The sequence below is a fragment of the Streptomyces sp. NPDC093109 genome (genome assembly GCF_040701725.1).
Classification (GTDB): Bacteria; Actinomycetota; Actinomycetes; order Streptomycetales; family Streptomycetaceae; genus Streptomyces.
Window position 1 is genome coordinate 17364 of record NZ_JBFBEZ010000053.1, and the last position, 22461, is coordinate 39824.

At 72.3% G+C, this 22461-nt stretch carries 21 protein-coding genes; 12 read left to right on the forward strand and 9 right to left on the reverse strand.

Features of this window, described 5'->3' with window-relative positions; all coding sequences use genetic code 11:
• Positions 1 to 48 precede the first annotated feature (48 nt).
• The 3 genes from AB0389_RS33285 to AB0389_RS33295 all read left to right on the forward strand — a co-directional run bounded on the left by AB0389_RS33285 (position 49) and on the right by AB0389_RS33295 (position 4850).
• On the forward strand, positions 49 to 1779 hold the full coding sequence (locus tag AB0389_RS33285; RefSeq protein ID WP_366399279.1) for a carbohydrate-binding module family 20 domain-containing protein: 1731 nt from the start codon (positions 49 to 51) through the stop codon (positions 1777 to 1779).
• Between the two features lie 171 nt (positions 1780 to 1950).
• On the forward strand, positions 1951 to 4014 hold the full coding sequence (locus AB0389_RS33290) for an NB-ARC domain-containing protein (protein WP_366399307.1): 2064 nt from the start codon (positions 1951 to 1953) through the stop codon (positions 4012 to 4014).
• Between the two features lie 152 nt (positions 4015 to 4166).
• Positions 4167 to 4850, forward strand: a complete 684-nt coding sequence (locus tag AB0389_RS33295) for a DUF4230 domain-containing protein (protein ID WP_366399280.1) — start codon at positions 4167 to 4169, stop codon at positions 4848 to 4850.
• Here the strand turns inward: AB0389_RS33295 and AB0389_RS33300 are convergent.
• Positions 4841 to 5608 (reverse strand): TetR/AcrR family transcriptional regulator, encoded by a 768-nt coding sequence (locus tag AB0389_RS33300; RefSeq protein WP_366399281.1) that lies wholly within the window; start codon positions 5606 to 5608, stop codon positions 4841 to 4843. The genes AB0389_RS33295 and AB0389_RS33300 overlap by 10 nt on opposite strands.
• Positions 5609 to 5660: 52 nt before the next feature.
• Between AB0389_RS33300 and AB0389_RS33305 the strand changes: the two genes are divergently transcribed.
• Both AB0389_RS33305 and AB0389_RS33310 read left to right on the forward strand, forming a co-directional pair.
• Positions 5661 to 6077 (forward strand): hypothetical protein, encoded by a 417-nt coding sequence (locus tag AB0389_RS33305; RefSeq protein WP_366399282.1) that lies wholly within the window; start codon positions 5661 to 5663, stop codon positions 6075 to 6077.
• A 134-nt stretch (positions 6078 to 6211) separates the two neighbouring features.
• Positions 6212 to 6655: a hypothetical protein gene (locus tag AB0389_RS33310; RefSeq protein WP_366399283.1), complete on the forward strand. Its 444-nt coding sequence runs from the start codon at positions 6212 to 6214 to the stop codon at positions 6653 to 6655.
• Positions 6656 to 6819: 164 nt separating this feature from the next.
• Here the strand turns inward: AB0389_RS33310 and AB0389_RS33315 are convergent, their stop codons facing one another.
• On the reverse strand, positions 6820 to 8421 hold the full coding sequence (locus AB0389_RS33315) for a DUF1996 domain-containing protein (RefSeq protein WP_366399284.1): 1602 nt from the start codon (positions 8419 to 8421) through the stop codon (positions 6820 to 6822).
• Between the two features lie 337 nt (positions 8422 to 8758).
• Between AB0389_RS33315 and AB0389_RS33320 the strand changes: the two genes are divergently transcribed.
• Both AB0389_RS33320 and AB0389_RS33325 read left to right on the forward strand, forming a co-directional pair.
• The gene (locus tag AB0389_RS33320; protein WP_366399285.1) at positions 8759 to 9499 is read left to right on the forward strand and encodes a hypothetical protein; all 741 of its coding nucleotides are present in this window, start codon (positions 8759 to 8761) and stop codon (positions 9497 to 9499) included.
• Positions 9500 to 9556: 57 nt separating this feature from the next.
• Positions 9557 to 11041 (forward strand): PepSY domain-containing protein, encoded by a 1485-nt coding sequence (locus AB0389_RS33325; RefSeq protein WP_366399286.1) that lies wholly within the window; start codon positions 9557 to 9559, stop codon positions 11039 to 11041.
• A 92-nt stretch (positions 11042 to 11133) separates the two neighbouring features.
• Here the strand turns inward: AB0389_RS33325 and AB0389_RS33330 are convergent, their stop codons facing one another.
• The 4 genes from AB0389_RS33330 to AB0389_RS33345 form a co-directional block, all read right to left on the reverse strand.
• A complete protein-coding gene (locus AB0389_RS33330) occupies positions 11134 to 11727 on the reverse strand; it encodes a winged helix-turn-helix domain-containing protein (protein ID WP_366399287.1) in 594 nt (197 codons plus the stop codon).
• Between the two features lie 402 nt (positions 11728 to 12129).
• Entirely contained in the window at positions 12130 to 13149 is a 1020-nt protein-coding gene (glnII, locus tag AB0389_RS33335; RefSeq protein WP_366399288.1) for a glutamine synthetase, read from the reverse strand.
• Between the two features lie 89 nt (positions 13150 to 13238).
• Positions 13239 to 14483 carry a hypothetical protein gene (locus AB0389_RS33340; protein ID WP_366399289.1) on the reverse strand — a complete coding sequence of 415 codons (1245 nt, stop codon included), beginning with the start codon at positions 14481 to 14483 and terminating at the stop codon, positions 13239 to 13241.
• The gene (locus AB0389_RS33345; protein WP_366399290.1) at positions 14456 to 16015 is read right to left on the reverse strand and encodes a hypothetical protein; all 1560 of its coding nucleotides are present in this window, start codon (positions 16013 to 16015) and stop codon (positions 14456 to 14458) included. The genes AB0389_RS33340 and AB0389_RS33345 overlap by 28 nt, the downstream gene beginning before the upstream one ends.
• 240 nt (positions 16016 to 16255) lie before the next feature.
• Between AB0389_RS33345 and AB0389_RS33350 the strand changes: the two genes are divergently transcribed.
• Positions 16256 to 17176: a Gfo/Idh/MocA family oxidoreductase gene (locus AB0389_RS33350; protein WP_366399291.1), complete on the forward strand. Its 921-nt coding sequence runs from the start codon at positions 16256 to 16258 to the stop codon at positions 17174 to 17176.
• 31 nt (positions 17177 to 17207) lie between these two features.
• Here AB0389_RS33350 and AB0389_RS33355 read toward each other — a convergent pair whose 3' ends face one another.
• On the reverse strand, positions 17208 to 17909 hold the full coding sequence (locus tag AB0389_RS33355) for a hypothetical protein (protein WP_366399292.1): 702 nt from the start codon (positions 17907 to 17909) through the stop codon (positions 17208 to 17210).
• A 205-nt stretch (positions 17910 to 18114) separates the two neighbouring features.
• On the opposite strand from AB0389_RS33355, the gene AB0389_RS33360 reads away from it, so the two are divergent.
• On the forward strand, positions 18115 to 18441 hold the full coding sequence (locus tag AB0389_RS33360) for a hypothetical protein (protein ID WP_366399293.1): 327 nt from the start codon (positions 18115 to 18117) through the stop codon (positions 18439 to 18441).
• Positions 18442 to 18522: 81 nt separating this feature from the next.
• Here the strand turns inward: AB0389_RS33360 and AB0389_RS33365 are convergent, their stop codons facing one another.
• Together AB0389_RS33365 and AB0389_RS33370 are read right to left on the reverse strand one after the other, a co-directional pair.
• On the reverse strand, positions 18523 to 19089 hold the full coding sequence (locus AB0389_RS33365; RefSeq protein WP_366399308.1) for a GNAT family N-acetyltransferase: 567 nt from the start codon (positions 19087 to 19089) through the stop codon (positions 18523 to 18525).
• An 11-nt stretch (positions 19090 to 19100) separates the two neighbouring features.
• Entirely contained in the window at positions 19101 to 21041 is a 1941-nt protein-coding gene (locus tag AB0389_RS33370) for an SMI1/KNR4 family protein (RefSeq protein WP_366399294.1), read from the reverse strand.
• Positions 21042 to 21269: 228 nt separating this feature from the next.
• Between AB0389_RS33370 and crcB (AB0389_RS33375) the strand changes: the two genes are divergently transcribed.
• Genes crcB (AB0389_RS33375) through crcB (AB0389_RS33385) form a run of 3 tightly spaced genes read left to right on the forward strand, consistent with a single transcriptional unit; the run spans position 21270 to position 22440 of the window.
• Complete coding sequence (crcB, locus tag AB0389_RS33375; protein ID WP_366399295.1) at positions 21270 to 21686, forward strand: fluoride efflux transporter CrcB; 417 nt, start codon at positions 21270 to 21272, stop codon at positions 21684 to 21686.
• Entirely contained in the window at positions 21683 to 22069 is a 387-nt protein-coding gene (locus AB0389_RS33380; RefSeq protein WP_366399296.1) for a DUF190 domain-containing protein, read from the forward strand. The genes crcB (AB0389_RS33375) and AB0389_RS33380 overlap by 4 nt, the downstream gene beginning before the upstream one ends.
• Complete coding sequence (gene crcB / locus AB0389_RS33385) at positions 22066 to 22440, forward strand: fluoride efflux transporter CrcB (RefSeq protein ID WP_366399297.1); 375 nt, start codon at positions 22066 to 22068, stop codon at positions 22438 to 22440. Before AB0389_RS33380 ends, crcB (AB0389_RS33385) begins: the two co-directional genes overlap by 4 nt.
• The last annotated feature ends 21 nt before the right edge of the window (positions 22441 to 22461 follow it).

Below are 22461 nucleotides of genomic sequence, written 5' to 3' on the forward strand. Positions count from 1 at the left end.
CACCCGCACTGCACCCGCACCTTCCCCACCAGTGTTGTTGGAGGAAACATGGCTCGCAGAGCCCGTGTCAGGGGCCCCCTGGCCGCCGCGCTGGCCCTCGTGGCCGGCGCGGCCGTCGCCCTGACGGTCCCCGCCCAGCCCGCCCAGGCCGCGCCGCCGGGGTCCAAGGACGTCACCGCCGTACTGTTCGAGTGGAAGTTCGACTCCATAGCCAAGGCGTGCACGGACACGCTCGGCCCGGCCGGCTACGGATACGTACAGGTCTCGCCGCCCCAGGAGCACATCCAGGGCGCCCAGTGGTGGACCTCGTACCAGCCCGTCAGCTACCGGATCGCCGGCCGGCTCGGCGACCGCGCCGCCTTCTCGAACATGGTCAGCACCTGCCACACGGCCGGTGTCAAGGTCGTCGCCGACACCGTCATCAACCACATGACGGCCGGCAGCGGCACCGGCACCGGCGGCTCCTCGTACACCAAGTACAGCTACCCGGGCACCTATTCGGACGCCGACTTCCACACCTGCCGGTCGGACATCACCAACTACAACGACCGCTCCAACGTCCAGAACTGCGAACTGGTCGGACTCTCGGACCTCGACACCGGTGCCGAGTACGTACGCGGCCGGATCGCCGCGTACCTGAACGACCTGCTCTCCCTCGGCGTCGACGGCTTCCGCATCGACGGCGCCAAGCACATGGCCGCCGCCGATCTCGCCAACATCAAGAGCAGGCTGAGCAGCCCGGGCGCGTACTGGAAGCAGGAGGCGATATACGGCGCCGGCGAGGCCGTCTCGCCGAGCGAGTACCTCGCTACCGGCGACGTCCAGGAGTTCCGGTACGCCCGTGACCTCAAGCGGGTCGTCACCGGGGAGAACCTCGCCTATCTGAAGAACTTCGGCGAGAGCTGGGGCTACATGGAGTCGGGCAGGTCGGCCGTCTTCGTCGACAACCACGACACCGAGCGCGGCGGCGACACCCTCAGCTACAAGGACGGCGCCAACTACACCCTCGCCAACGTCTTCATGCTGGCCTGGCCGTACGGTTCGCCCGACGTGCACTCCGGGTACGAGTTCACCGACCGGGACGCGGGCCCGCCCAACGGCGGTACGGTCAACGCCTGTTACAGCGACGGCTGGAAGTGCCAGCACGCCTGGCGCGAGATCGCCTCGATGGTCGGCTTCCGCAACACCACGCGCGGCCAGGCCGTCACCGACTGGTGGGACAACGGGGCGAACCGGATCGCCTTCGGGCGCGGCTCGGCCGGGTATGTCGCCCTCAACCACGAGAGCTCCGCGCTCACCCGCACCTTCCAGACCTCGCTGCCCGCCGGCGACTACTGCGATGTGCAGAGCGGCAACGCGGTGACCGTCAACGGCTCCGGTCAGTTCACCGCCACCCTCGGCGCCAACACGGCGCTCGCGCTGCACACGGGCGCGCGCACCTGCACAGCGACGCCCGGCGGCTCCGACCCGGATCCCGGCACGGGTACCTCGGGCGCGTCCTTCGGGGTGAGCGCGACCACGGTCCTCGGGCAGGACATCTACGTCACCGGCGACCAGTCCGCGCTCGGCAACTGGAACACCGGCAGCGCGCTGAAGCTCGGCCCGGCGGCCTACCCGGTGTGGAAGCTCGACGTGGCGCTGCCGGCCGGCACGTCCTTCGCGTACAAGTACCTCCGCAAGGACGCGGCGGGCAATGTGACGTGGGAGAGCGGCGCCAACCGTACGGCGACCGTGCCCGCGACCGGAAAGGTCACCCTCTCCGACACCTGGCGCGGCTGACCCGTCCCGCCCCGTTCGACAGGGGGCCGCCCGGTGTACAGCACGCCGGGCGGCCCTTCTGACTGATTTTCGGGCCTAATTGAGCGAGGGGGAGTGACTCTCGGTCGTTTTTGACCGCACACCGACAGGGGTGTCGGTCATGGCGCGAAACGGGTCCAGACTGTCTCCGTGGTGGGGAACATTCCCGAGGAAAAGACAAGCTTCGTGGGGCGCGGGACCGAGCTGGTCCTGCTGGCGCGCGCACTCGAAGAACACCGGCTGATCACACTGACCGGGAGCGGCGGCGTGGGCAAGACCAGGCTCGCGCTGCGGGCCGCGGAGGCCGCGCGGCGCGGCGCGCGCTACCCCGACGGGGTCTGGTGGGCCGACCTCTCGCCGCTCTACGACGAGCGCACCCTGCTCAGCACCGTCTCGGACGCCGTCGGCCTCTGGGACCACTCCCTGCGCACCCCCGTCGAGGCGCTCTGCGAATGGCTCGCCGACCGGCGCGTGCTGCTCGTCCTCGACTCGTGCGAACGCGTGGCCCCCGCCTGCCGGCACCTCGTCGGAGAGCTGCTCACCGCCGCGCCCGGCCTCACCGTCCTCACCACCAGCCGGCAGCCCCTCGACGGCCGGGGCGAACACCGGCTCGACGTACCGCCGTTGCCGCTGGAGGAGGACGACGAGGTCCTCCAGCTCTTCCGCGATCGCGCCGCCGCCTCCGCCCCCCGGCTCTCGCTCGACGACCCGGGTGCCGCCGCCGCGGCCGTCCAGATCTGCCACCGGCTCGAAGGCGTCCCGCTCGCCGTCGAACTCGCCTGCGCCCAGCTCGACAACGCCAACGCCCACGCCTCCGTGGAGCACATGGCCGACGTACTGACCTCCCGGCTCCGCTCCCGGCTCGACACGCTCGTCCACCACACCGGCTGGCCGCAGCGCCACCGCGCCCTGCGCACCGCCATCGGCTGGAGCCACGAGCTGTGCGCGCCCCTGGAACGCCTGCTGTGGGCCCGGCTCTCCGTCTTCCGCGGCGCCATCGGCGCGGCGGACGCGGCGGCGGTCTGCGCCGGCGGCCCGCTCACCGCCGGCGCCGTCGACCGGGCGCTGGCGGGGCTCGTCGCCCAGTCCGTACTGAGCAGGGAGGACGGCCGGTTCCGGATGCTCGACACCATCCGCGAGTACGGCGCGATGTGGCTGGCCGAACTCGGCGAGGAGAAGCTCCTGGCCGACCGGCACGCCGCCCACTTCGCCGGTCTCGCCCGCCGCGCCCACGCGGGCTGGATCGGACCCGAGCAGGTCGCCTGGTACACCAGGATCACCGCGAGCCACGCCGATCTCTGCGCCGCGCTCAACCACCTCCTCGACGCCGACCCCGAGGCCGCCGTCGAGATGGCCGGCCGCGTCGCCTTCTACTGGAGCTGCTGCGGCCACCTCCACGAGGCCCGGATCTATCTGGAGCGCGCCCTCGACGGCGCCCGCACCCGCGGACCGCACCGCACCCGCGCGCTCTGGGCGCTCGGCATCACCGTCATGCTCCAGGGCGACCACCAGGGCGCCCACCGGCTCGGCGAGCGGTGCACCAAGGCGGCCTGGCGCGACCAGGACCCGGAGTCGATGCTCTCCGCCGCGTACCTCCTCAGCATCACCTGTCTCATGATGGGCCGAGCCCAGGCCGCTTTCACCGTCTCCGACCGCGCCCTGCGCGAGCGGCCCGCCGACCCCTTCGACTCCCCGTCCCAGCTGCGCTGCCGGCTGGTGCGGATCTTCGCGCTCACCGCCCTCGGCCGGCTCGACGAGTCCAGCGCGGAGGCCACCGAGCTGCGCCGCGTCTGCCTGGAGCGCGGCGAGTGCTGGACCCGCGCCTACGCCGACTACCAGCTCGCGCTGGTGCATCTGTTCCAGGGCAGGCCGTACGAGGCCGAGGCCCACGCCCGCTCGATGGTCAGCGGCAAGGAGGAGCTGGGCGACAGCTTCGGGATCGCGCTCGGCCTCGACCTGCTGGCCGCCGCCGTCGCCGCGCAGGGCGACGGCGAACGGGCCGCGTACGCGTACGGTACGGGCCAGGCGTTCTGGCGCATGGTCGGCCACCCCCAGCGCGGCACCCCCGAACTGGCCGACGTACGCGCCGAGTGCGAACGCCAGGCCCGCGCGGCGGCGGGGAACCCGGCGTACGAGGACGCCTTCCACCGGGGGCTGGTGGACGACGGGGAGAGCGGCCTGGCCCGCGCGCTCCAGGGGCACTTCCCCGAGCCGTGATCCGGAGCCGTGATCCGGAGCCGTGATCCGGGTCCTCGACCTGCGGTTCTGACGTCGGCGCCTGGCCCAAACGCCATGTGGATCAAGGAAGTTGAGACGAAACTCTTACCTTGTGACCGTGTGAACCGGGCCGGGCGGGACATCAGGTGGGTATGACGTCCACCGACGCGAAACCGGAAGAGAGCCGGCGCGAGCAGCGACTCGCGCGGCTGCCCTGGTGGGGAAAGGTTCCCCTGGCCCTCGTCGTCGTGGCCGCGCTGCTGTTCCTCGGCAGCCGGCTCGACCTGCTGCCCGGCTTCGGCAACCTGTTCGGGGAGGAGACCCACGACCGGACCGGACCGACCCTGCTCCAGTCGATCCAGGACCTGGACCGGTACGAAGCGGCCTCCGGCAACTTCCAGGTCGTCGTGGACCTGGAGAAGGACACCAAGTATCTGCCCGACGCGATCAAGGGCAGCCGCACCCTCTTCGTGGGCGCCGGCACGGTCTCCTCGTACGTCGACTTCAGCGGTATCGGGGAGAAGAGCGTCCAGGTCGACGACGAGCGCACCACCGCGACGATCCGGCTGCCCCATGCGGTGCTCGGCAAGCCGGCGATGGACCCCGACCGCTCCTACGCCGTATCCAAGCAGCGCGGACTGATCGACCGGCTCGGGGATCTCTTCTCCGACAACCCGGCCGACGAACGCGCCGTGAACCAGCTCGCCGCCCGGCACATCGGCGAGGCGGCGGCGGAGAGCGAACTCACCGTCCGCGCCGAGAAGAACACCACCGCCATGCTCCAGGGGCTGCTGCACTCCCTGGGCTTCACCCAGGTCTCGGTCCGCTACGCCTGAACGCGCTGGCCGGGCACGCCCGTCACCGTATCCGCGGCCGTGCCTCCGGCGGGGGCCGCCAGGCCCGCGCCCAGCAGGGACAGCCGGCCGAGGAGATCACCGAAAGCGCCGTCGGCCGGCTCGTCCGCGACCCCGCGCAGCAGGACCGCGGCCATCTCCGCGTCGTACGCGGCGCTCACCGCGGCCAGCGCGCCGAAGTCGTGCACCAGCTGCAACTCCAGCTCGCGCCGCGGGATCCGGCGCCCGTCGAGCCAGAGCAGCGCCGTCGTCTCGGCCAGCGACACCCAGGACCGTACGACCAGCTGGAGCCGGGCGGGCGGCTCGGCGGGATCGACGTCGAGATGCGACAGGATCTGTACGCACGCGGCCTGCCGCACCTCGTCGATCATGGCGTTGGCCATGGAGGAGCCGCCCGCGGGACCGCCGCGCATCAGCGCGCTGAACCCCGGGCCGTGATCGTTGACGAAGTCGAAGAAGCGCCCCGTCACCCGCAGCAGCCGTGCACCCAGGGGCCCTTCGCGCGGTTCGACGAAGCTCGCCGCCAGTGTGTCGGCGGCCCGGCGCAGCGCCGCCTCGTACAGGCTCTGCTTGCCGGGGAAGTAGTGGTAGACGAGCGGGCGGGAGATACCGGCCGCGGCGGCGATCTCGTCGATGGAGACATCGTCGGGGGAGCGGTGGCTGAAGAGTTCGAGTGCCACCCCGATCAACTGCTGCTTGCGCTCCTCGACGCCCATCCTGCGGCGCACCCCGGTCGTCATACGAACAGCCTAACCGGCGGGGCAGGGAGGATCTCGGATACGCTCGCCCTCCATGAGCACATCTGACCAGGACACGGCTGTGGACACCCCGACTCCGGACCTCGACGGCCCGGCGCCGGAGGGGCCGTCGCACCCGGCGGTGGGCGCGGCGGCGGACCCGGCGGACCCGGCGGACTCCGCGGATCCGCTGGACCCGGCGGATCCCGCGTACGACGGACTGACGCCCCGTCAGGCGCGCCTGCTCGGCGTGGCGGTGGCGTCGGTGCTGCTCACCGGGCTGGCCGCGCTGCTGGTCGTACGGCTCGCGGAGCGCACGTCGGTGCTCGTGGTCGGGGTGTACGGGATCGCGATGATCATGTGCGGTGTGGTGATCGAGCTGAGCCGGCACGGGCGTACCCGGCTGGGCACCTGGCTGCTGGGGCTGACCCTGGTGTCGGCGCTGGGCGCGGACTGGCTGCTGCTGCCGTAACACCACCGGGTGTTCCCTCGGATGCGTGTGCCACCCGCTTCACTCGCGTCGCCCGCGCCACGCGTGCCCCATGTCTCTCACATATCCCGCCGTTCGTGGGCGCGGAGGCGGATTGAGGGAGGACGATGGTGCGTATGCGTAAGGAACGATCCCTGGTGGTACTGGCGGCCCTGACCCTGCTTCTCGCGGCGGGCTGTGGCGCGAACGAAGAGAAGGCTCCCGAGGTGCCGAAGGAGGCGACCGGGAGCCTGGAGAAGATTGCCGCGCAGGCGGAGTGCAAGCCGCACATAAGCAGCGAGGCGGCGGAGCTGAGGCAGGCCAACTGCACGACGGACGACGGCAAATGGGTGCTCGCCACTTTCACGACCGACCGCGGTCTGCGTGAGTGGATCAACGAGGCGAAGGACTACGGCGGTTCCTACCTCGTCGGACGGAAGTGGGTCGCCGTCGGTGAGGAGAAGGTCATAGAAGCACTGCGCGGCCGGCTCGGCGGGACCGTGGAGAGCGGCTCGTCGCACCACTCGGGTGAGAGTGGCGACAGTGGGGGGGACGAGGAGCATTCGGGTCACATGAGCTGACCGCGCAGCGCGAATGTGGGGGGCGCGGGGGGTGTGGGGGGAGAAGGAGGGGGAGTGGGCCGGGTCCCGGCCGGTCGGAATCCGTCCGATCGGGACCCGGCCCACTCCCTCACCGCCGCCGGTACCGGCCGACTACGCGTCGGCCGGCCGGCGTCACGGGTGCGTCACTTGCACTTACGGCCTTCGTTGATGCAGCTCACGAGCGTGTTCATGAGGTTCTCGTCGAAGACGTTGATGAAGTCACCGTGGTCGGTGACCGGCTTGTGCAGCTGCTCCGGGAAGGAGTCCACCGCGAAGCCCGGGCCCGGGGGCACGCTGTAGACGATGCGCTGCACGAGCTGCGGGATGGCCTGGAAGCCGTTCTGGCACTGGCCGTTGGCGCCGGCGAACGCGACGTGCGTACGGTGGTTGGCGCTGTCGATGTTCTGACCGTCCCAGCAGCTCTGGAACTTGAACGTACGGACGACCTGGCTGCCCTGCGGGCAGATCGGGTACTTGTCCTTCAGCTGGCGGTTCTCGAACCCGGTGCAGCTCCACGACGCGTTGGCGTTGGCGTTGCCGTTGACGAACGCCTTGGCGTCACCGGTGATGATGCGCAGCAACTTCGGCATGGCGACAACCTTGGACTTCGGGTTGCCGACGAACACGTTCGTCACCTGCGTCGGGCGCTGGATCTTGCCGACGTTGCCTTCGAGACCGCCGCCGTCCTTGTTGGCGTCGACCTCGTTCTCACCGTTCTGGAGGCGGATGACCGGCCAGAAGTACGAGGACTTGTCGCCCTGGTTCTTGCAGGAGGTCTGGCCGTTGGCGAGGGTCTCGTCGGTCGCGAACGCGTCGTTGTTCTGGTTACCGATGTAGTCGTGGAAGTGGTGCGCGCCGTTGCTCACACCGGGCGCCACGATCACATTGTCCGAGTTGAAAATCCCGTTCGCGTTGACACCGCAGTCGCTGCTGAAGGTGCCCTTCGAACCGCCCCGGCCGGTACGGACGTTCTTGACGTTGGGCTGGATGCTCTTGATGTCGGCGAAGTCGGAGGCTTCGGGGCCGTTACCGCCCTGGCCGCCGCCCTGACCGCCATCCTGGCCGCCATCCTGACCCTGGTTCGCACCGTCACCCTGACCGCCGTTCTGGCCCTGGTCGCCGCCGGTGTTGCCACCGGCGTTGTCGCCGCCGCCGGTGTTGCCACCGTTGCCGCCGTTGTTGTTGCCGCCGTTGTTCTGGCCGCCGTTGTTGCCGCCGCCGTTGTTGCCGTTGCCGCCGTTGTTACCGCCGTTGTTGCCGTTCCCCGCCTTCGGGGTGTTGTCGGCCTGAAGCGTGCAGGCGGACAGCGCGTCCAGGCCCGTCGGCTTCTGGGCGACCCGGCCGACCGCGATGGCGATCCGGTCGATGGTGGCGAAACGCTTGGACTGCAGCGGGCCCAGGATGGCGCTCTGCGCGAATCCGGGATCGCGGGCGATCTGCGCCTTCTCGTCGGCGAACCGCTTGTACGCCTCGGTGATCTGTGTGTCCAGCAGTGCGAGGTTGCGGTCCACCTCCGGCCGGGCAGCCTCCGGTACGTTCGCCAGCTGGCTCTGCGTGGCGATGTCCGGGCAACTGATGGTCGACCACGACTGCGCGGCGTTCTGGCTCTGCGCGGAAGATTTGTTCTCCCCCGCAGACGCGTAGACATTGGCCGCTACCAGCCCGCCCCCGCCAAGGAGCAAGGCAGCCCCGGCGGCGATCGCCCGGTTTGCCGTTGTGGAGCGTTTTCTCGATGTACGTGCCATGGAACTAACTCCTCAAGCTTCGTTGCCGGTTACAGGAAAATCGCGGCAGGGGGAGAAGCGAAGCGCTCCGTTCCATACGGGCTTCCTACACGAGGTGTTCAGCGGCTCCGGGAATTCATAGAAATCTCCATTAACAAACCGGGCGTATGCCGTCAATGCGCCCAAGAGGTCCGGACCGGAGGGGCCGGGGTGCCGCGTGCGGTCTCGGTTACGCCGTAAGGGAGTTGACGCGTACGGGCGGAGCGGCGTCCGGTGAGCACGCGGCCGGGGCCGTCCGTACATTCCGGCGTCCGGGGAGTGCCCGGGCACCACCCGGGGATGGGAGCATGTGCGGACCATGACAGACGCCCGGTCACCGATACGCGCCCTGCGCGCCGCCGTCTTCGCGGCGGTCTGCGTGACGCTCGCGGCGGTCGGGCACGCGCTCGCGTCCGGACCTACGGGGCCGCCGGGCGCGTCCGGCGCGTCCGCGCACGCGATGGCGCCCGGCGCGCTGTGGACCGCGTTCGCCGTCACCGGCGCGGTGGCGTGGCTCGCGGCCGGGCGCCACCGGGGCGCAGGGGCGATCGGCGCCGGGCTGCTCACCGTCCAGGCGCTGCTGCACCTGATCTTCGCCGGGGCGCTGCCGTACGGGCTCTCCGCGTCCGTGTCGACGGTCGCGCACACCGGCATGGACATGAGCACCGGTACCGGCACCGACACCGGGTCCGGTACCGCCGTCGACGCCGCCCCCGGGGCGGTGGCCGTCGCCGACGGCCTCCTCGGCGCCTCCGCCGGGATGCTCGCCGCCCACGTCCTCGCCGCCGCCGTCTGCGCCCTCTGGCTGGCCCGTGGCGAGGCCGCGCTGCTCCGGCTCGGGCGCGCCGCCTGCGCGCTGGCCTTCGCCCCGCTCCGGCTCCTCCTCGCCGCAGCCAGGCCGTCCGCCGTGCCCAGGCCGCCGAGGCCCGGCCCCGGCGCCCCGGCGGCGCACCGGCTGCGCGGGGCCGTCCTCGCGCACGCCCTGTCGCGGCGCGGCCCGCCCGTCGGCCGTACCCCCCGCGCCACAGCCCCGGGAGCCGCCGCCCTCAGCACTGTCTGACGTTGGCCGACGGCCGGGGCTCCTTCCCTCGTGCCGACGCCAACTCCTAGGACAGTCATGGCCATTGACGACCCCGTACAGGGGACCGACACCCCTTCCTCCGACACCCCTTCCGCGGCATCCGCATCCGCATCCGGATCCGCGCCGTCCGGATGGAGCGCGCTGCGCCCCCTCGTCCTGCGGCTCCACTTCTACGCGGGCCTGCTGATCGCCCCGCTGCTGCTGATCGCCGCCACCAGCGGCCTTCTCTACGCCCTCTCCATCCAGGGGGAGAAGGTCATCTACCGCCACGAGCTGCGGGCCCCGGTCGGCGACCGCGTCCAGCCGCTCTCCGACCAGCTCGCCGCCGCCCGCGCCGCGCACCCCGAGCGCACGATCACCGGCATACGCCTCCCGTCGGAGGAGGGCGCCACCACCCGGGTCCTGATGGCCGGGGCCAATGACGCGCCGTACACCTCCCTCGCCGTCTTCGTCGATCCGTACACCGCGAAGGTCCGGGGCGAGCTGGACAGCTACGGGAGCTCAGGATCCCTCCCGCTGCGCACCTGGATCTCCCATCTGCACCAGAATCTCCTCCTCGGCGAGTCCGGCCGCCTCTACAGCGAACTCGCCGCCAGCTGGCTCTGGGTGGTCGCCCTCGGCGGCCTGCTGCTCTGGACCGGCCGCCGACGGGCCTCGAAACGCGCGCTGCTCGTGCCCGAGCGCGGCGCCACGGGCCGGCGCAGGACGCTGTCCCTGCACGGCTCGGTCGGGCTGTGGGCGGTGACCGGGCTCGTTCTGCTCTCCGCCACCGGCCTGACCTGGTCGACGTACGCGGGCGAGAACATCAACGCCATCAAGGACCAGCTGGGCAGCGCCACCCCGGCCGTCTCCGCGACCCTCAAGGGCGCCGCCGGCTCCTCGGACGGCGGCGGCCACGCCGACCACGGCTCCACGGCGGACACGCCCGGCATGGAGGGCATGGACCACGGCAAGGACGTGGGGATCGATCTGGCCGTGGTCGCCGCCCGGCAGGCCGGCCTCGACGGCCCGATCGCGGTGACCCTCCCGACCGAGGGCACCGGCTATGTCATCGCGCAGACCGACAAGCAGTTCCCCGTACGGCTCGACTCCGTCGCCGTCGACCCCGCCAACGGCATGATCATCGACGAGCTGCGCTTCGCCGACTACCCCGTGCTCGCCCAGCTCACCCGGATCGGCATCGACGCCCACATGGGGCTCTTCCTCGGGATCTTCAACCAGCTGGTGCTCGTGGCCCTCGCGCTCTCCCTGATCCTGCTCATCGTCCTGGGCTACCGCATGTGGTGGCAGCGCCGCCCCACCAAGGAACGGAAGCTGAGCGCCGGCCGGCCCATCCCGCGCGGCACCTGGCGGAAGGTCCCGCTGACCTGGCTGCTGCCGCTCGCCGCGGTGACCGCGCTGGTCGGCTGGTTCGTACCGCTGCTCGGGATCAGCCTGCTGGTGTTCCTCGCCCTGGACGCGGTGCTCGGACTGGTCGCCCGGACCAGGAAGGACGCCCCCGAGGCGGCGGCGGACGCGTAACAGCGCCGGCCCGCGTCAACGACGGAGCCCCGCAGGCCGGAGATGTCCGGCCTGCGGGGCTCCACCCGTAACGTCCGCCCACAACCGCTGCCTCAGGGCGTGTACTTGTACCCCACCCGCCGCACGGTCTGGATGGTGTGCCGGTGCGCCGCGCCCAACTTGCGCCGCAGCCGCGCCACATGGACATCGACGGTCCTGCCGTCGCCCACATGCCCGTAGCCCCAGACCGTCGTCACCAGCTGGTCGCGCGTGTGCACCCGGTTCGGATGCGCCACCAGATGGGCCAGCAGCTCGAATTCGAGGTATGTGAGATCCAGTTGCTCGCCGTCCACGGCGGCGGTCCGCTGGACGCTGTCGACCCGTACGGACCCGCCGCCCGGCTCCGTACGCCCGGTGGTGTGCGAAACCGCGGCGGCCGGCGCGGCGGTGTGCTGGTCCGCCGGTACGAGCACCAGGTAGCCGATCATCGGCGGCTGCCCCGGCAGGGAGGGCAGGGTGTGCTGCGGCGCCGGCAGCCAGGTCGCGCCCGGCGGCAGGAAGTCCACGACATGGGCCGGTACGGAGGCGGGTACGGGCGGCGCGGTCTCGTCGCGGTCCACGGCCCGCAGCCGGCCCCGGCCGGTGGGCGCGGAGGGCGTGGTGGGTGCGGTGGCGGGAACGGCCGAGAAGGAAAGGGAGTTCGCCATGAGGGGTCAGCTCTTTCGCGCGAAGGAGTCGCCGGAACGACAGGAGGACGGACGGAGAGACGTACGTCTGCGCGGCGGCCGAAGGCCAGAGAATGGCTTTAGAGGGCCGACGCGTTCCTCGCGCGGCAACACACCCGGTCGAAGTCGTGATGCTGCCGGGACGGCCAGAACGGCTCCAGGTCGGTGCGACGACCTGTCACGGTGTGCTGGAAGCTGGCCATGAGTCCATTGAAGCAGACATCGCCGTCCCGCAGCACGCCCCTTTCACCTGTCGATACGAACACGCACCGGCGTCGCACGGCAGCGGGGGGCGACCGCCGTGCGGGCGGTCGCCCCCCGAAGGAGCCGGTGCGGCGCGGAGCCGCGGACCGGATCATCGTGCCATCGGCCGTCAGACGGCCGTCAGATCTGGCCGGCCTTCTCCAGCGCCGTGCAGCAGGTGTCCACGATCAGCCGCGTGACCAGGTACGGGTCGACGTTGGCGTTCGGACGGCGGTCCTCGATGTACCCCTTGCCGTCCTGCTCGACCTGCCACGGGATACGGACGGACGCGCCGCGGTTCGAGACGCCGTAGCTGTACTCGTTCCACGGGGCCGTCTCGTGCAGCCCGGTCAGCCGGTCGTCGATGCCCGCGCCGTAGTGCTTGACGTGGTCGAGCGGCTTGGAGCCCTCGCCCAGCGACTCGCACGCGGTGATGATCGCCTCGTACCCCTCGCGCATCGCCTTCGTCGAGAAGTTCGTGTGCGCGCCGGCGCCGTTCCAGTCGCCCTTCACCGGCTTCGGGTCGAGCGTCGCGGAGACGTCGAAGTCCTCGGCGGTGCGGTACAGCAGCCAGCGGGCGATCCACAGCTGGTCCGCGACCACCAGCGGCGCCAGCGGGCCGACCTGGAACTCCCACTGCCCCGGCATGACCTCGGCGTTGATCCCGGAGATGCCGAGCCCCGCCTTGAGGCAGTTGTCGAGGTGCGCCTCGACGATCGCCCGGCCGAAGATCTCGTCCGAGCCGACGCCGCAGTAGTAGCCGCCCTGCGCCGCCGGGAAACCGCCCTCGGGGAAGCCGAGCGGGCGCGCGCCCTTGAAGAAGGTGTACTCCTGCTCGATGCCGAAGATCGGCTCCTGGCCAGCGAACTTCTCCGCGACCTCGGTCAGCGCGGCCCGCGTGTTGGACTCGTGCGGCGTCATGTCGATGTTCAGGACCTCGCACAGGACGAGGACGTCGTCCCCGCCGCGGATCGGGTCCGGACAGGAGAAGACCGGCTTCAGCACGCGGTCGGAGGCGTGGCCCTCGGCCTGGTTCGTGCTCGACCCGTCGAAGCCCCAGATGGGCAGCTCGGCGCCGTCACTGAGGATCTTCGTCTTCGAGCGCAGCTTCGCGGTCGGCTCGGTTCCGTCGATCCAGATGTACTCAGCCTTGAACGTCACGGGGCCTCATCCTTTGCGGGTGCAGCAGGTTTGGCCCATAGCCTCGCAATATGTGATTTCCCTGCCGTTGCCCCTCCGTGAACCACGTGTTACTCGGGTTTCATTTGTTTCGCGGCGGTGTGTGCGGTTCGCGCGGAACGCGCCCCTTCAGCGGCGTCCCGAAGCAGCGCCCCGAAGCCCGCCGCGTGGATCCGCCGCACCAGCTCCTCGCGCCCGGTGCCCAGGGCCTCCGCCGTCCGGTCCAGGTGCCAGTCGTGCGCGGCCAGCCGGGACAGCAGATGGCCCCGCCTGATCTGCCCGTCGGAGAGCCGGAACGTCTTGAGATACGCGGTACGTCCCTTGTGGTCACTGATCACCTCCCCGATGTGCTGCTCCGCCTCGCGCCGCCCGTACCGCCCGGCGGCGTCACCGCGGTGGAACGACGGCAGGAAGCGCCGCAGCGTGAAGTCCCCCATCCGGTAGACCCGCTCGAAGGAGTACGAGGCGGAGAGCAGCTCCCGGGCCAGCAGCGGCGTGTACGTGTCCGCCCACGCCCGCTCCTGCGCCCGCGCCGCCGCCCGCAGATCGGCGAGCGTCTCCAGGTGCCGTCCGTCGCGGATCCGGGCCTCGAACTCCGGCACCCGGCCGCCGTAGAACGCGTACTGATGCACCAGCTCCCCGAACAGGTCCTGGAGCAGACTCGGGTGCAGCGCACGGTAGTCGTCGGGGTGCGGCACCACGAAGGCGGCGGCGAGCGCGTCCGCCGTGTGGATCAGCACACCGCACTGCCCGGGATGGATCTCGAAGACGCGCAGCGCGTCGCCGAGCCCCCGGACGGTGAGCCCGAGATACGCGTCCTCGGCGCGCGGCGAGAGCCCGTGCCGTACCGCCTGCCGGGACCATTCGTCCCAGGCGATGGACGGACCGCCGAAGTGCAGCGCGAGATAGCCCTCCAGGGCGAGGTGGAGCGGCAGGAAGCGGGCGCGCGTGACGGGGCCGCCTCCGCCTGAGTTCCCTGCCCCTTTGGGCAGGCGCTTCACCATCCGGTGATGGCGGTGCACGCGTACGGTCTCGGGCCGGCCGGTGCCGAGCTGGGTGCCGTACGCGGCGCCCTGCCCGCCGCCCTGCCCGCCGTCCTCCGGTCCTTCGCCGGACCAGTCGGCGACGAACCCGTGCGGTATGTACGACACGTAACGCGTCCCCGGATCCACCAGGACCTCGCCCGCACCGCCGTAGACCTCCCGGCGCAGCCGCAGGCCCGCCATCGGCTCGTCCCGCACCAGCGGTACGAGCCGGATGCCGCCCCAGACCTGCGCGGGACGGGCGGTCAGCCCGTCGAGATCGAGCCGGGGCATCGCCGTACCTCCTCAGCCGCTTCCGCTTCCGTTTCCGCCTCCGCCAGGAACCGCCGCACGCGGCCGTCCAGATACGCCCGCAGCTCGGCCGGGTCGGAACGCCCCTCCGCGAAGCGCGCGATCTCCACCAGGGCCGGCAGATCCTCGGCGTCCCGTATCCCCGCGGTCGGCACGCCAGGAGTGAGCCGGCGCACATCGAACGCGTCCGCGTCGTATACAGGGTTCAGATGCGTGACGGCCGTCCGGTGCTCCCGGTCGAGCCGGGTGCGCCACACCCGCAGCACCTCACCCGCCAGCCCCGGCGGGGCGTTGTCCCAGCCGTCGGAGACGATGACGAGCCGCTCCGGCGCGCCCTCCAGGGCGTCGAGGATCCGGCCGCCGAGCGGGGTCGGACCGTACGGCGCGACAAGCAGCGCATCCGTCCCGCCGGAGGTCCAGTGCGGCGCGTACGCTCCCGGCGCGGCCAGCGCCTCCAGCAGATAACCGCAGGCCAGGGCCGTCGCGAGCGGACGCCGGCGCTTCTCGCCCGAACCCGAGGAGGAGTAACTGTCGTCCAGTACGGCGGCGACCCGCCCCCACGTCCCGGCGTACGGTCCGGCCGCGCGCCTGGCTGCCGCACGCAGGGCGCCGGTCAGCTCCGCGCGGCGGCCGGCGCGTTCGGCCCGGGGCAGGGACAGGACGTACAGCGCGAGCCTGGTGAGCGGCATGACGGCCAGATCGGTACGGCCCCGGCTCTGGTTCCGGGGCTGGGTCCGGTTCTGGGTACGGAGCCGCTCCAGGCGGGTCATCCGGGGTGCCATCCGGGCCAGGAAGACCTCCCGGGCGATGCCGTGCCGGGCCGCGAACCCCTCGGCGGCGGTGAACGGCAGCTCGTACAGCGCGCCCTGCTCGAAGTGGGCGCGGCGGTGGGCGTCGAGGAGCGGGTGCGCGTACCGCTTGCGGCGGCCGGGCGCGAAGAGGAAGTCCCCCAGCTCGCCGTCGCGGGGAGAGGCGGGTGTGGGAGAGGCGGGTGTGGGAGAAGCGGGTGGGGGAGCGGCAGGTGGGTGAGCGGCGAGCGGCAGATGGAAATGGCGCGCGGCGTCCTTGAGTCCGGCGCGGTACTTCACCGCGTCGTACGCCGGATCGGGCCGCGCCGCCAGCCAGTCGCGCACGATCGCGCGCGTGCGGCGGTTGCCGACACCGGCGGTCCTGAGCGCGCGCAGCAGCCGGTAGACGCGCTGCGGCGGCAGCGAGGCCAGCCGGGCGGCGATCAGCCGGCCCTCCGTCCGCTTCTCCCCGGGGGTCGCCTCGCGCGCGGTCCGCAGCAGCTGCTCGATGATCAGGCAGGCGTTGTGGTCGTTGATGTCGAGGGCGAGCGTCGCCGCGTAGACCGGGCGGTAGTTGACCCGTACGTAGTCGTGCAGAAAGCCGAGCGACAGCCGCTGTTCCCGCTGCCCGGAGCGGAACTCGCGCTGTCCCGTCGCGGTGACGGCCGCGTTGACGAAGAGCAGGACGTCCTCGGCCGCGACCAGCTCGGCGAAGGTCTCCGCCATCGTCTTCCTCCCCTCCGGTGCTGCCCGGGTGCCGGCCGGGGCATGGGGGCGCGAACAGCGAAATCAACGCTTCATAGGCATGTCCCGGAAGTCGCGCCGAAGGCCCGCGGCCGGCCCCCGCAACGTAACACCGGCAAGGGGTGGCGCGGCCATTGGATTTCCGGTCCTGGCGGACCTGCCCGCCTCCGGTTTCCTCCCGGGGTGTCCCGTTCTCCGCTCCGACCCGGCACACTGGCCGTCATGACCACGAGCAAGCCACGTATCGGACTCCTCGGCACCGGCCCCTGGGCGGAACGCACCCACGCCCCCGCCCTCGCCGCCCACCCCGACATCGAGTTCAGCGGCGTCTGGGGGCGGCGGCCCGAGGCCGCCGCCGCGCTCGCCGCCGCACACGGCGTCACCGCGCACTCCGGCGAGGCCGGACTCGATGTCCTCTTCGCGGAGAACGACGCCGTGGCCTTCGCGCTGCCGCCCGACATCCAGGCGCCACTGGCGGTACGGGCCGCCGCCGCGGGCTGCCACCTGATCATGGACAAGCCGGTCGCGACGACCGTGGCGGGGGCCCGCGCGGTGGCGGACGCGGCGGCGGAGGCCGGGGTCGCGTCCGTGGTCTTCTGCACGCTGCGGTTCGCGGCGGAGACCGCGGAGTGGGTCGAGAAGCAGGCCGCGCGGGGCGGCTGGTACACGGCCCACGCCTACTGGCTCGGCGGCCTCTTCGCACCCGGCGCGGAGAGCCCGTTCGCCGACTCGCCCTGGCGCCGCGAGAAGGGCGGCCTGTGGGACGTCGGACCGCACGCGCTGTCCGCGCTGATCCCGCTGCTCGGCGACGTCACGGACGTACTGGCGACGCGTACCGGGCCCGACCTCACGCATCTCGTGCTGCGGCATGTGTCGGGTGCGGCCAGTACGGCGGCGCTGAGCCTGAGCGCCCCGCACGCGGGCGCGGGCACCGGGCTCGAACTCCGCGGTGAGCACGGCACGGCCGAACTGCCGGACGCCTGGGGCGATCCGGTCGACACCTTCAGCAGGGCGGTCGACGCGCTGCTCGAAGCGGTACGTACGGGACAGCCGCACGCCTGCGACGTCCGGTTCGGGCTGCGGCTGACGGAGATCCTCGCGGCGGCGGAGGCGCAGATGGAGGCAGGGGCGACGGCCGGATAGCCGGCCTTCGCCCTTTTCCCCGGCCGGTCGGTCAGCCGACGCTCCGGATCGGCTCCTGCGGTGTCGACTCGACGCTCTGGACCCGCTCGATCAGGGCCTTGCGGATCAGGAACTTGCCGTCCTCGCGGACCAGCTCGAACGCCGCGTCGTTGAGCAGGGCGCAGCTTCCGGACACCGAAGTGACCTCTACCGTCGTCGACTTGTTGTTGTCGAGGTTGGTCACCCGGAGGACCGTGCCGGCCGGGAACTGATTGCTGGACGCGGCCGGGGGGCCCGCCTCGCCGGAGAGCGTGACGGTCGAACCGGCGCAGACGACCTCGCCGGCCGCGTTCGCCGCGTCACCGGAACCGGAGCCCTGGGCGCCGCCGCCCGTACTCCCGGCCGCGTCCGAGTTTCCGCCCGCGCCCGCGCTCTCGCCCTCGCTCCCGTTTCCGCCCGCGTTCCCGCCCGCGTTCCCGCCCTCCGCGTCGCAGCCGGACGCCGTCTGCTTCAGCCGGATCTCCTCGATGACCGCGACCCGGTTGGCGATCCGCGCCTCGGACAGCGCGTCAGGGGTGGCGCGTTGAGCGGCGATGAAGCTCTCGTTGTTGCGCAGCGCCGTGGCCAGCCCGTCGCAGACCACCGACGCCTGACTCGTACCGGTCATGATCACCGCCGTACCGCCGGCCAGCGCCGCCGCACCGGCGAGCAGAGCGAGCTTCTTCCGGCCGCTGAAGGTCTTCTTACGGGACATGGGTGGGGGCTCCTGTTCCCGGCCGCGCACGGGCGGGGCCGGTGGGGGGTCGGTGCGCCGTTACATACGCGCGGCCCGCCCGGTCCGCTCAACGCCTCCTTCTCCGAGACCGTCAAATGCCCTCTGGCCAGGGGCGATTGTCAGTGGTGGACGGTAGAATGGAGGTAGTTCGTGAGGGTTCCACCACCGTGCCGGGAGGTCGCCGATGGCTGTTGCCACCATCACCACGAAGTCCGCCGGGAAGTCCGTGAGCAAGTCGGCTGCGAAGCCGGTCCGCACGTCCGCCCGCAAGCCGGGCAGGACACCGTCACCCCTGAAGCGCGCGCCCCTGCCCGCGGGCCGGCCCCGCGAGTGGTACGAGGAGCACAACCGCCGGCTGAAGGCCATGCGCCTGGCCATCGCCCTGCTCGACTCGGGCGTGTACCTGCCGGAGAAGGCGAGCAACCGGAGGATCCGGAGCACGGCGGTCCGGATCGGGATCCACCGTCCTTCCAACACCACCTGCCGCGTGGTGCGCACATTGATCGGCTGATCGGCTGATCGGCTGAACGGCTGAACGGCTGATCAAGGCCGGTGGTGGGCCGGCCGGTTCCGCGTCCGGCCCACCGCCCGCTCACCCGTCGAGGTGCCGCTGCCAGCGCACTTCACCGTCGTACCACTCGTCGGTGGGCGCCAGCCCGAGCGAGGCCGCGACGGCGGCCGACGCCCGGTGGTCCGGGTGGATATGGGCGCGCAGCGTCCGTACGTCCCGCTCCGCCAGCCAGCGGACGAGCCCGCGCGCCGCCTCCTTGGCGATACCGCGCCGCTGCCACGGGGTGCCGACCACCCAGGCGATCTCCGCGACGGGCCCGGCGCCGTGCCGCCCCGGGGCGACGGTCGCCTGCACATAACCGGCGAGCGGGGACCGCCCGTGTCCGTCCGGCATGTCCCGGCTGTCCCGCCCGTCCTCCGGCCGGACGCCGATCACCCAGTTGCACCAGGAGATGACCGGCAGCGGCGAACCCGCCACCATCGCGGCGTACTTACGGCGCAGCTCCTCCGCCGTCGCGGGCTCCCCGCCGATGAAGGTGTGCAGCGCGGGGTCGGCGAGGGCGGCGGCCATCTCCTCGGCGTGCGCCACCCGCAGGGGCAGCAGCGTCAGCCGCTCGGTCTCGATGGACGTCGTGCTCAGGGGTGTCATACGGATCGTCGTCACGCGGGCTCACCCGCCACGGCGTGCAGCCGGCCGTGCTCGATCGCGAAGCGCGGCAGCGAGACCCCGAACTCCGCCGCGACGGCCTCCAGAGCCTCGAACTCGTCGTCCGGATCCAGCGCGGCACCCCGTTCCGCCAGGGCACCCGGTTCCGCCAGGGCACCCGGTTCGGGCGGGCCATCCGGGGCCCCGGCCGGTTCCGTGCCGGGGAAGAGGTCCAGCGGATCGAGGCCCTCCGGGAGCGTGCCCCACCGCTCGAACCCGCCGCCGCGCACCGTGAATCCGTACACGCGCCGCCCGTCCTCCTCGTAGGAGAAGTGGAACGTGCCGCCGCCCGTACCGGTGGCGCTGCCGCTCTCACCGTCTCCCTGGTCGCACCACACCGTGACCGCCGCCGTGCCCCGCGACACCCTGTCGCCGAACCCGCCAGGCTCTCCGGAGAGGTGGTCGAAGTCGAAGGCGAAGCTCCAGCCGCTGCCCACACCCGCCCCCGACCACGCTCCCGCCTCGGTCCCGCACGCGCCGATCCGGGCCACCGCGCCCGCCTCCCGGGCCTCCCGCGCGTCGGCCGGCGCGAGCGGCGCCGCTCGCGGGCCGATCCGTCCGGCCAGCTCGCCCGGCGGGATGTCCCGCACGAGCACGAACCGGTACGGGCGCCGCCGCCGCCCGTCGTCCACGAGCCAGGCGAGCCCGTCCGACCCACCGCCCTCCCCGCTCGCGACCTCGTCCTCGTCCTCGTCCTCGTCCACGGCCTCGTCCGCGTACCGGCCCTCGCCGCGGGGCGTCTCCAGGATGTACCGGCCGCGCTCCGGGGTGATCACCGGACCGAGCAGCGGATCGGCCAGCAGCCCGACCGGGGCCAGCTGCTCGGACCCGTACGGCTCCCAGTCGGCCAGGGCCGTCGCGAGCGTGCGCCAGGCCGCGTCCGTGCCGCCCCAGCGGGCCTGCTCGCGGGCCACCACGACCGCGTCACCGAACGCCCCGGGAGCCTCGTACCGGAACGTACGGTCGCCGACCTCCCCCAGCACGGCGAGCGCCCGCTTCCGGCCGTCCGCGCCCGCCGCGTCGTACGGCCCGGCGAACGCCTCCTCGCCGTCGCCCTGGCGCCCCGCGCGCAACCGCCGCCACGCGGCCAGCGGCAGCAGCTCGCGCGCGTACAGCGGATCGTCCAGGCTCCCGACGGCCCAGGAGACCCCACCTCCATGACCGTCACCACCCCCGCCCCCGCCCCCGCCGCCGCCCTCACCCAGCAGCGCTTCCACCTGCGCCCGCAGCCCATGGGCCCGCGCCCGCCCGGATTCGGACGCCGTCACGAGCAGCCCGAGCGGGCCGTCGGCCTCCGCGCCCTCCAGACAGGCCACGCGCGCGTCCTCGACATCGGCGTCCAGCTCGCGCGTCGTCTCGGTCACGAAGCCGGGCGTGTCCCGGTGCGCGCGGTGGAACTCCCGGAACAGGGCCTGCATCAGCTCCATGAACGTCTCGTACCGCTCCGGCGCGAGCGAGCCCGGCACATGGTGCAGATAGGCCGCCCACTCCCCGTCGGCGTTCACCTCACTGGGAGCGAGCAGCGCGACCACATCGGCGGACTCCACGGACTCCACGGACTCCACGGACAGCCGAACCGCTGTGCCCCACGGGCCACCGCCGTTCCCCTCCAGGTACGGCCGCACGTCGTCCGCCGGACCCAGCAGCGCGACCCGCGAACCGGCCGGACGCCACCCGTCCGTCGTCGCCAGGAAGGACCGGTACGTCGGCGGCAGCGGCACACCGAGCCGCGCCTCCAGCGCGCCGATCCGCTCCTCCCCGGCCGCCGGAAAGCCCAGCCATTCCCCCAGCCATTCCCCCCGCCCCTCCCGCGACCGCTCCCGCGCGGCGGCAGGGGAGCAGCCCCAGTCCGCGCTCCACCGGTCGAGGAACGGACGCCAGTTGTAGGTCTTCATACGGGCATGGTGCCAGCGCCCACTGACAACCACCCGCCCCGCCCGGCTGGCCGCCCCCGCGAACCCGGGGCTAACCTGTCCGTACGGCGGCCTTCCGGGGCGGCCGTACGGCGGTGGGGCCCGCCGTACCCGAACCGCGGCGCCCGGCAGAGCCCGGCCCGCCGCCAACGGTCCCTACTTGCGATGACGCGCGCCCCGACCCGGCGCCCTGCGAGTAGGGAGAGACAGATGCCCCTGGGACACTCCCCACGGACCCCGGCGGTCGTGGCCATCGTGGCCCTGGGCGGCGCGACAGGCGCGGCGGCCCGCTACGGATCGTCCCTGATCTGGCCCACCGCCCCCGGCGCCCTCCCCTGGACGACGCTGGCCGTGAACGCGGCCGGGTGCGCGGTGATCGGTGTGTTCATGGTGGTGATCACCGACGTGTGGCGGGCGCACCCCCTCGTACGGCCGTTCTTCGGCACGGGCGTCCTGGGCGGGTTCACCACGTTCTCGACGTACGCGGTGGATGTCCAGCGGCTGGTGGCCGAGGGGCGGGCGCGCACGGGGCTGGCCTATCTGGGTCTGACACTGATCGCGGCGTTCGTCGCGGTGTGGAGTGCGGTGTGGCTGACACGCCGCGTACTGGCGTGGAGGCAGACATGACAAGGCCAACAGGCGCGGGCGCGCCGGTCCCCGCGCTGCGGATGACGGTCTACGTCGGCGAGTCCGATCTGTGGCACCACAGACCCGTCTACACCGAGATCGTGCACCGCGCGCACGCCGCCGGGCTGGCCGGAGCCAGTGTGTTCCGGGGGATCGAGGGGTTCGGGGCGTCCTCGCTGATCCATACGCAGCGGCTGCTGTCGCTGAGCGAGGAGCTGCCGGTGGCGGTGGTCGTCGTGGACACGGAGGAGAAGGTACGGGCGTTCCTGCCGGACCTGGCCGAGCTGGTCACCGAGGGCCTGGTGACGCTGGACGCGTGCGAGGTGGTCCGGTACGCGGGACGCGGCGAGCCCGAGGGCCGGGGCGGCGGCGAGGCCGGATGAACTGGCTGCTCGTCGTCCTGGGCGCGACGGTCGGCGCCCCGCTGCGCTATCTGACCGACCGTTCCGTACAGCGCGCGCACGACTCCGTGTTCCCGTGGGGGACGTTCACCGTCAACGTCGTGGGCTGTCTCGTCCTCGGGGTCGTCACCGGCGCGGTCACGGCGGGCGCGGCGTCGTCCCGCGTTCAACTGCTGCTCGGTACGGGGCTGTGCGGGGCGCTGACGACGTACTCGACGTTCAGCTACGAGACGCTGCGCCTGGCGGAGGACGGCGCGCGGTTCTACGCGGTGGCCAATGTGGTCGCGAGCGTGGTGGCGGGGCTGGGCGCGGTGTACGCGGGGGTGGCGCTGGCGCAGGCGGTGTGGCGGTGAGGGGCACCGCCACCGGAACGG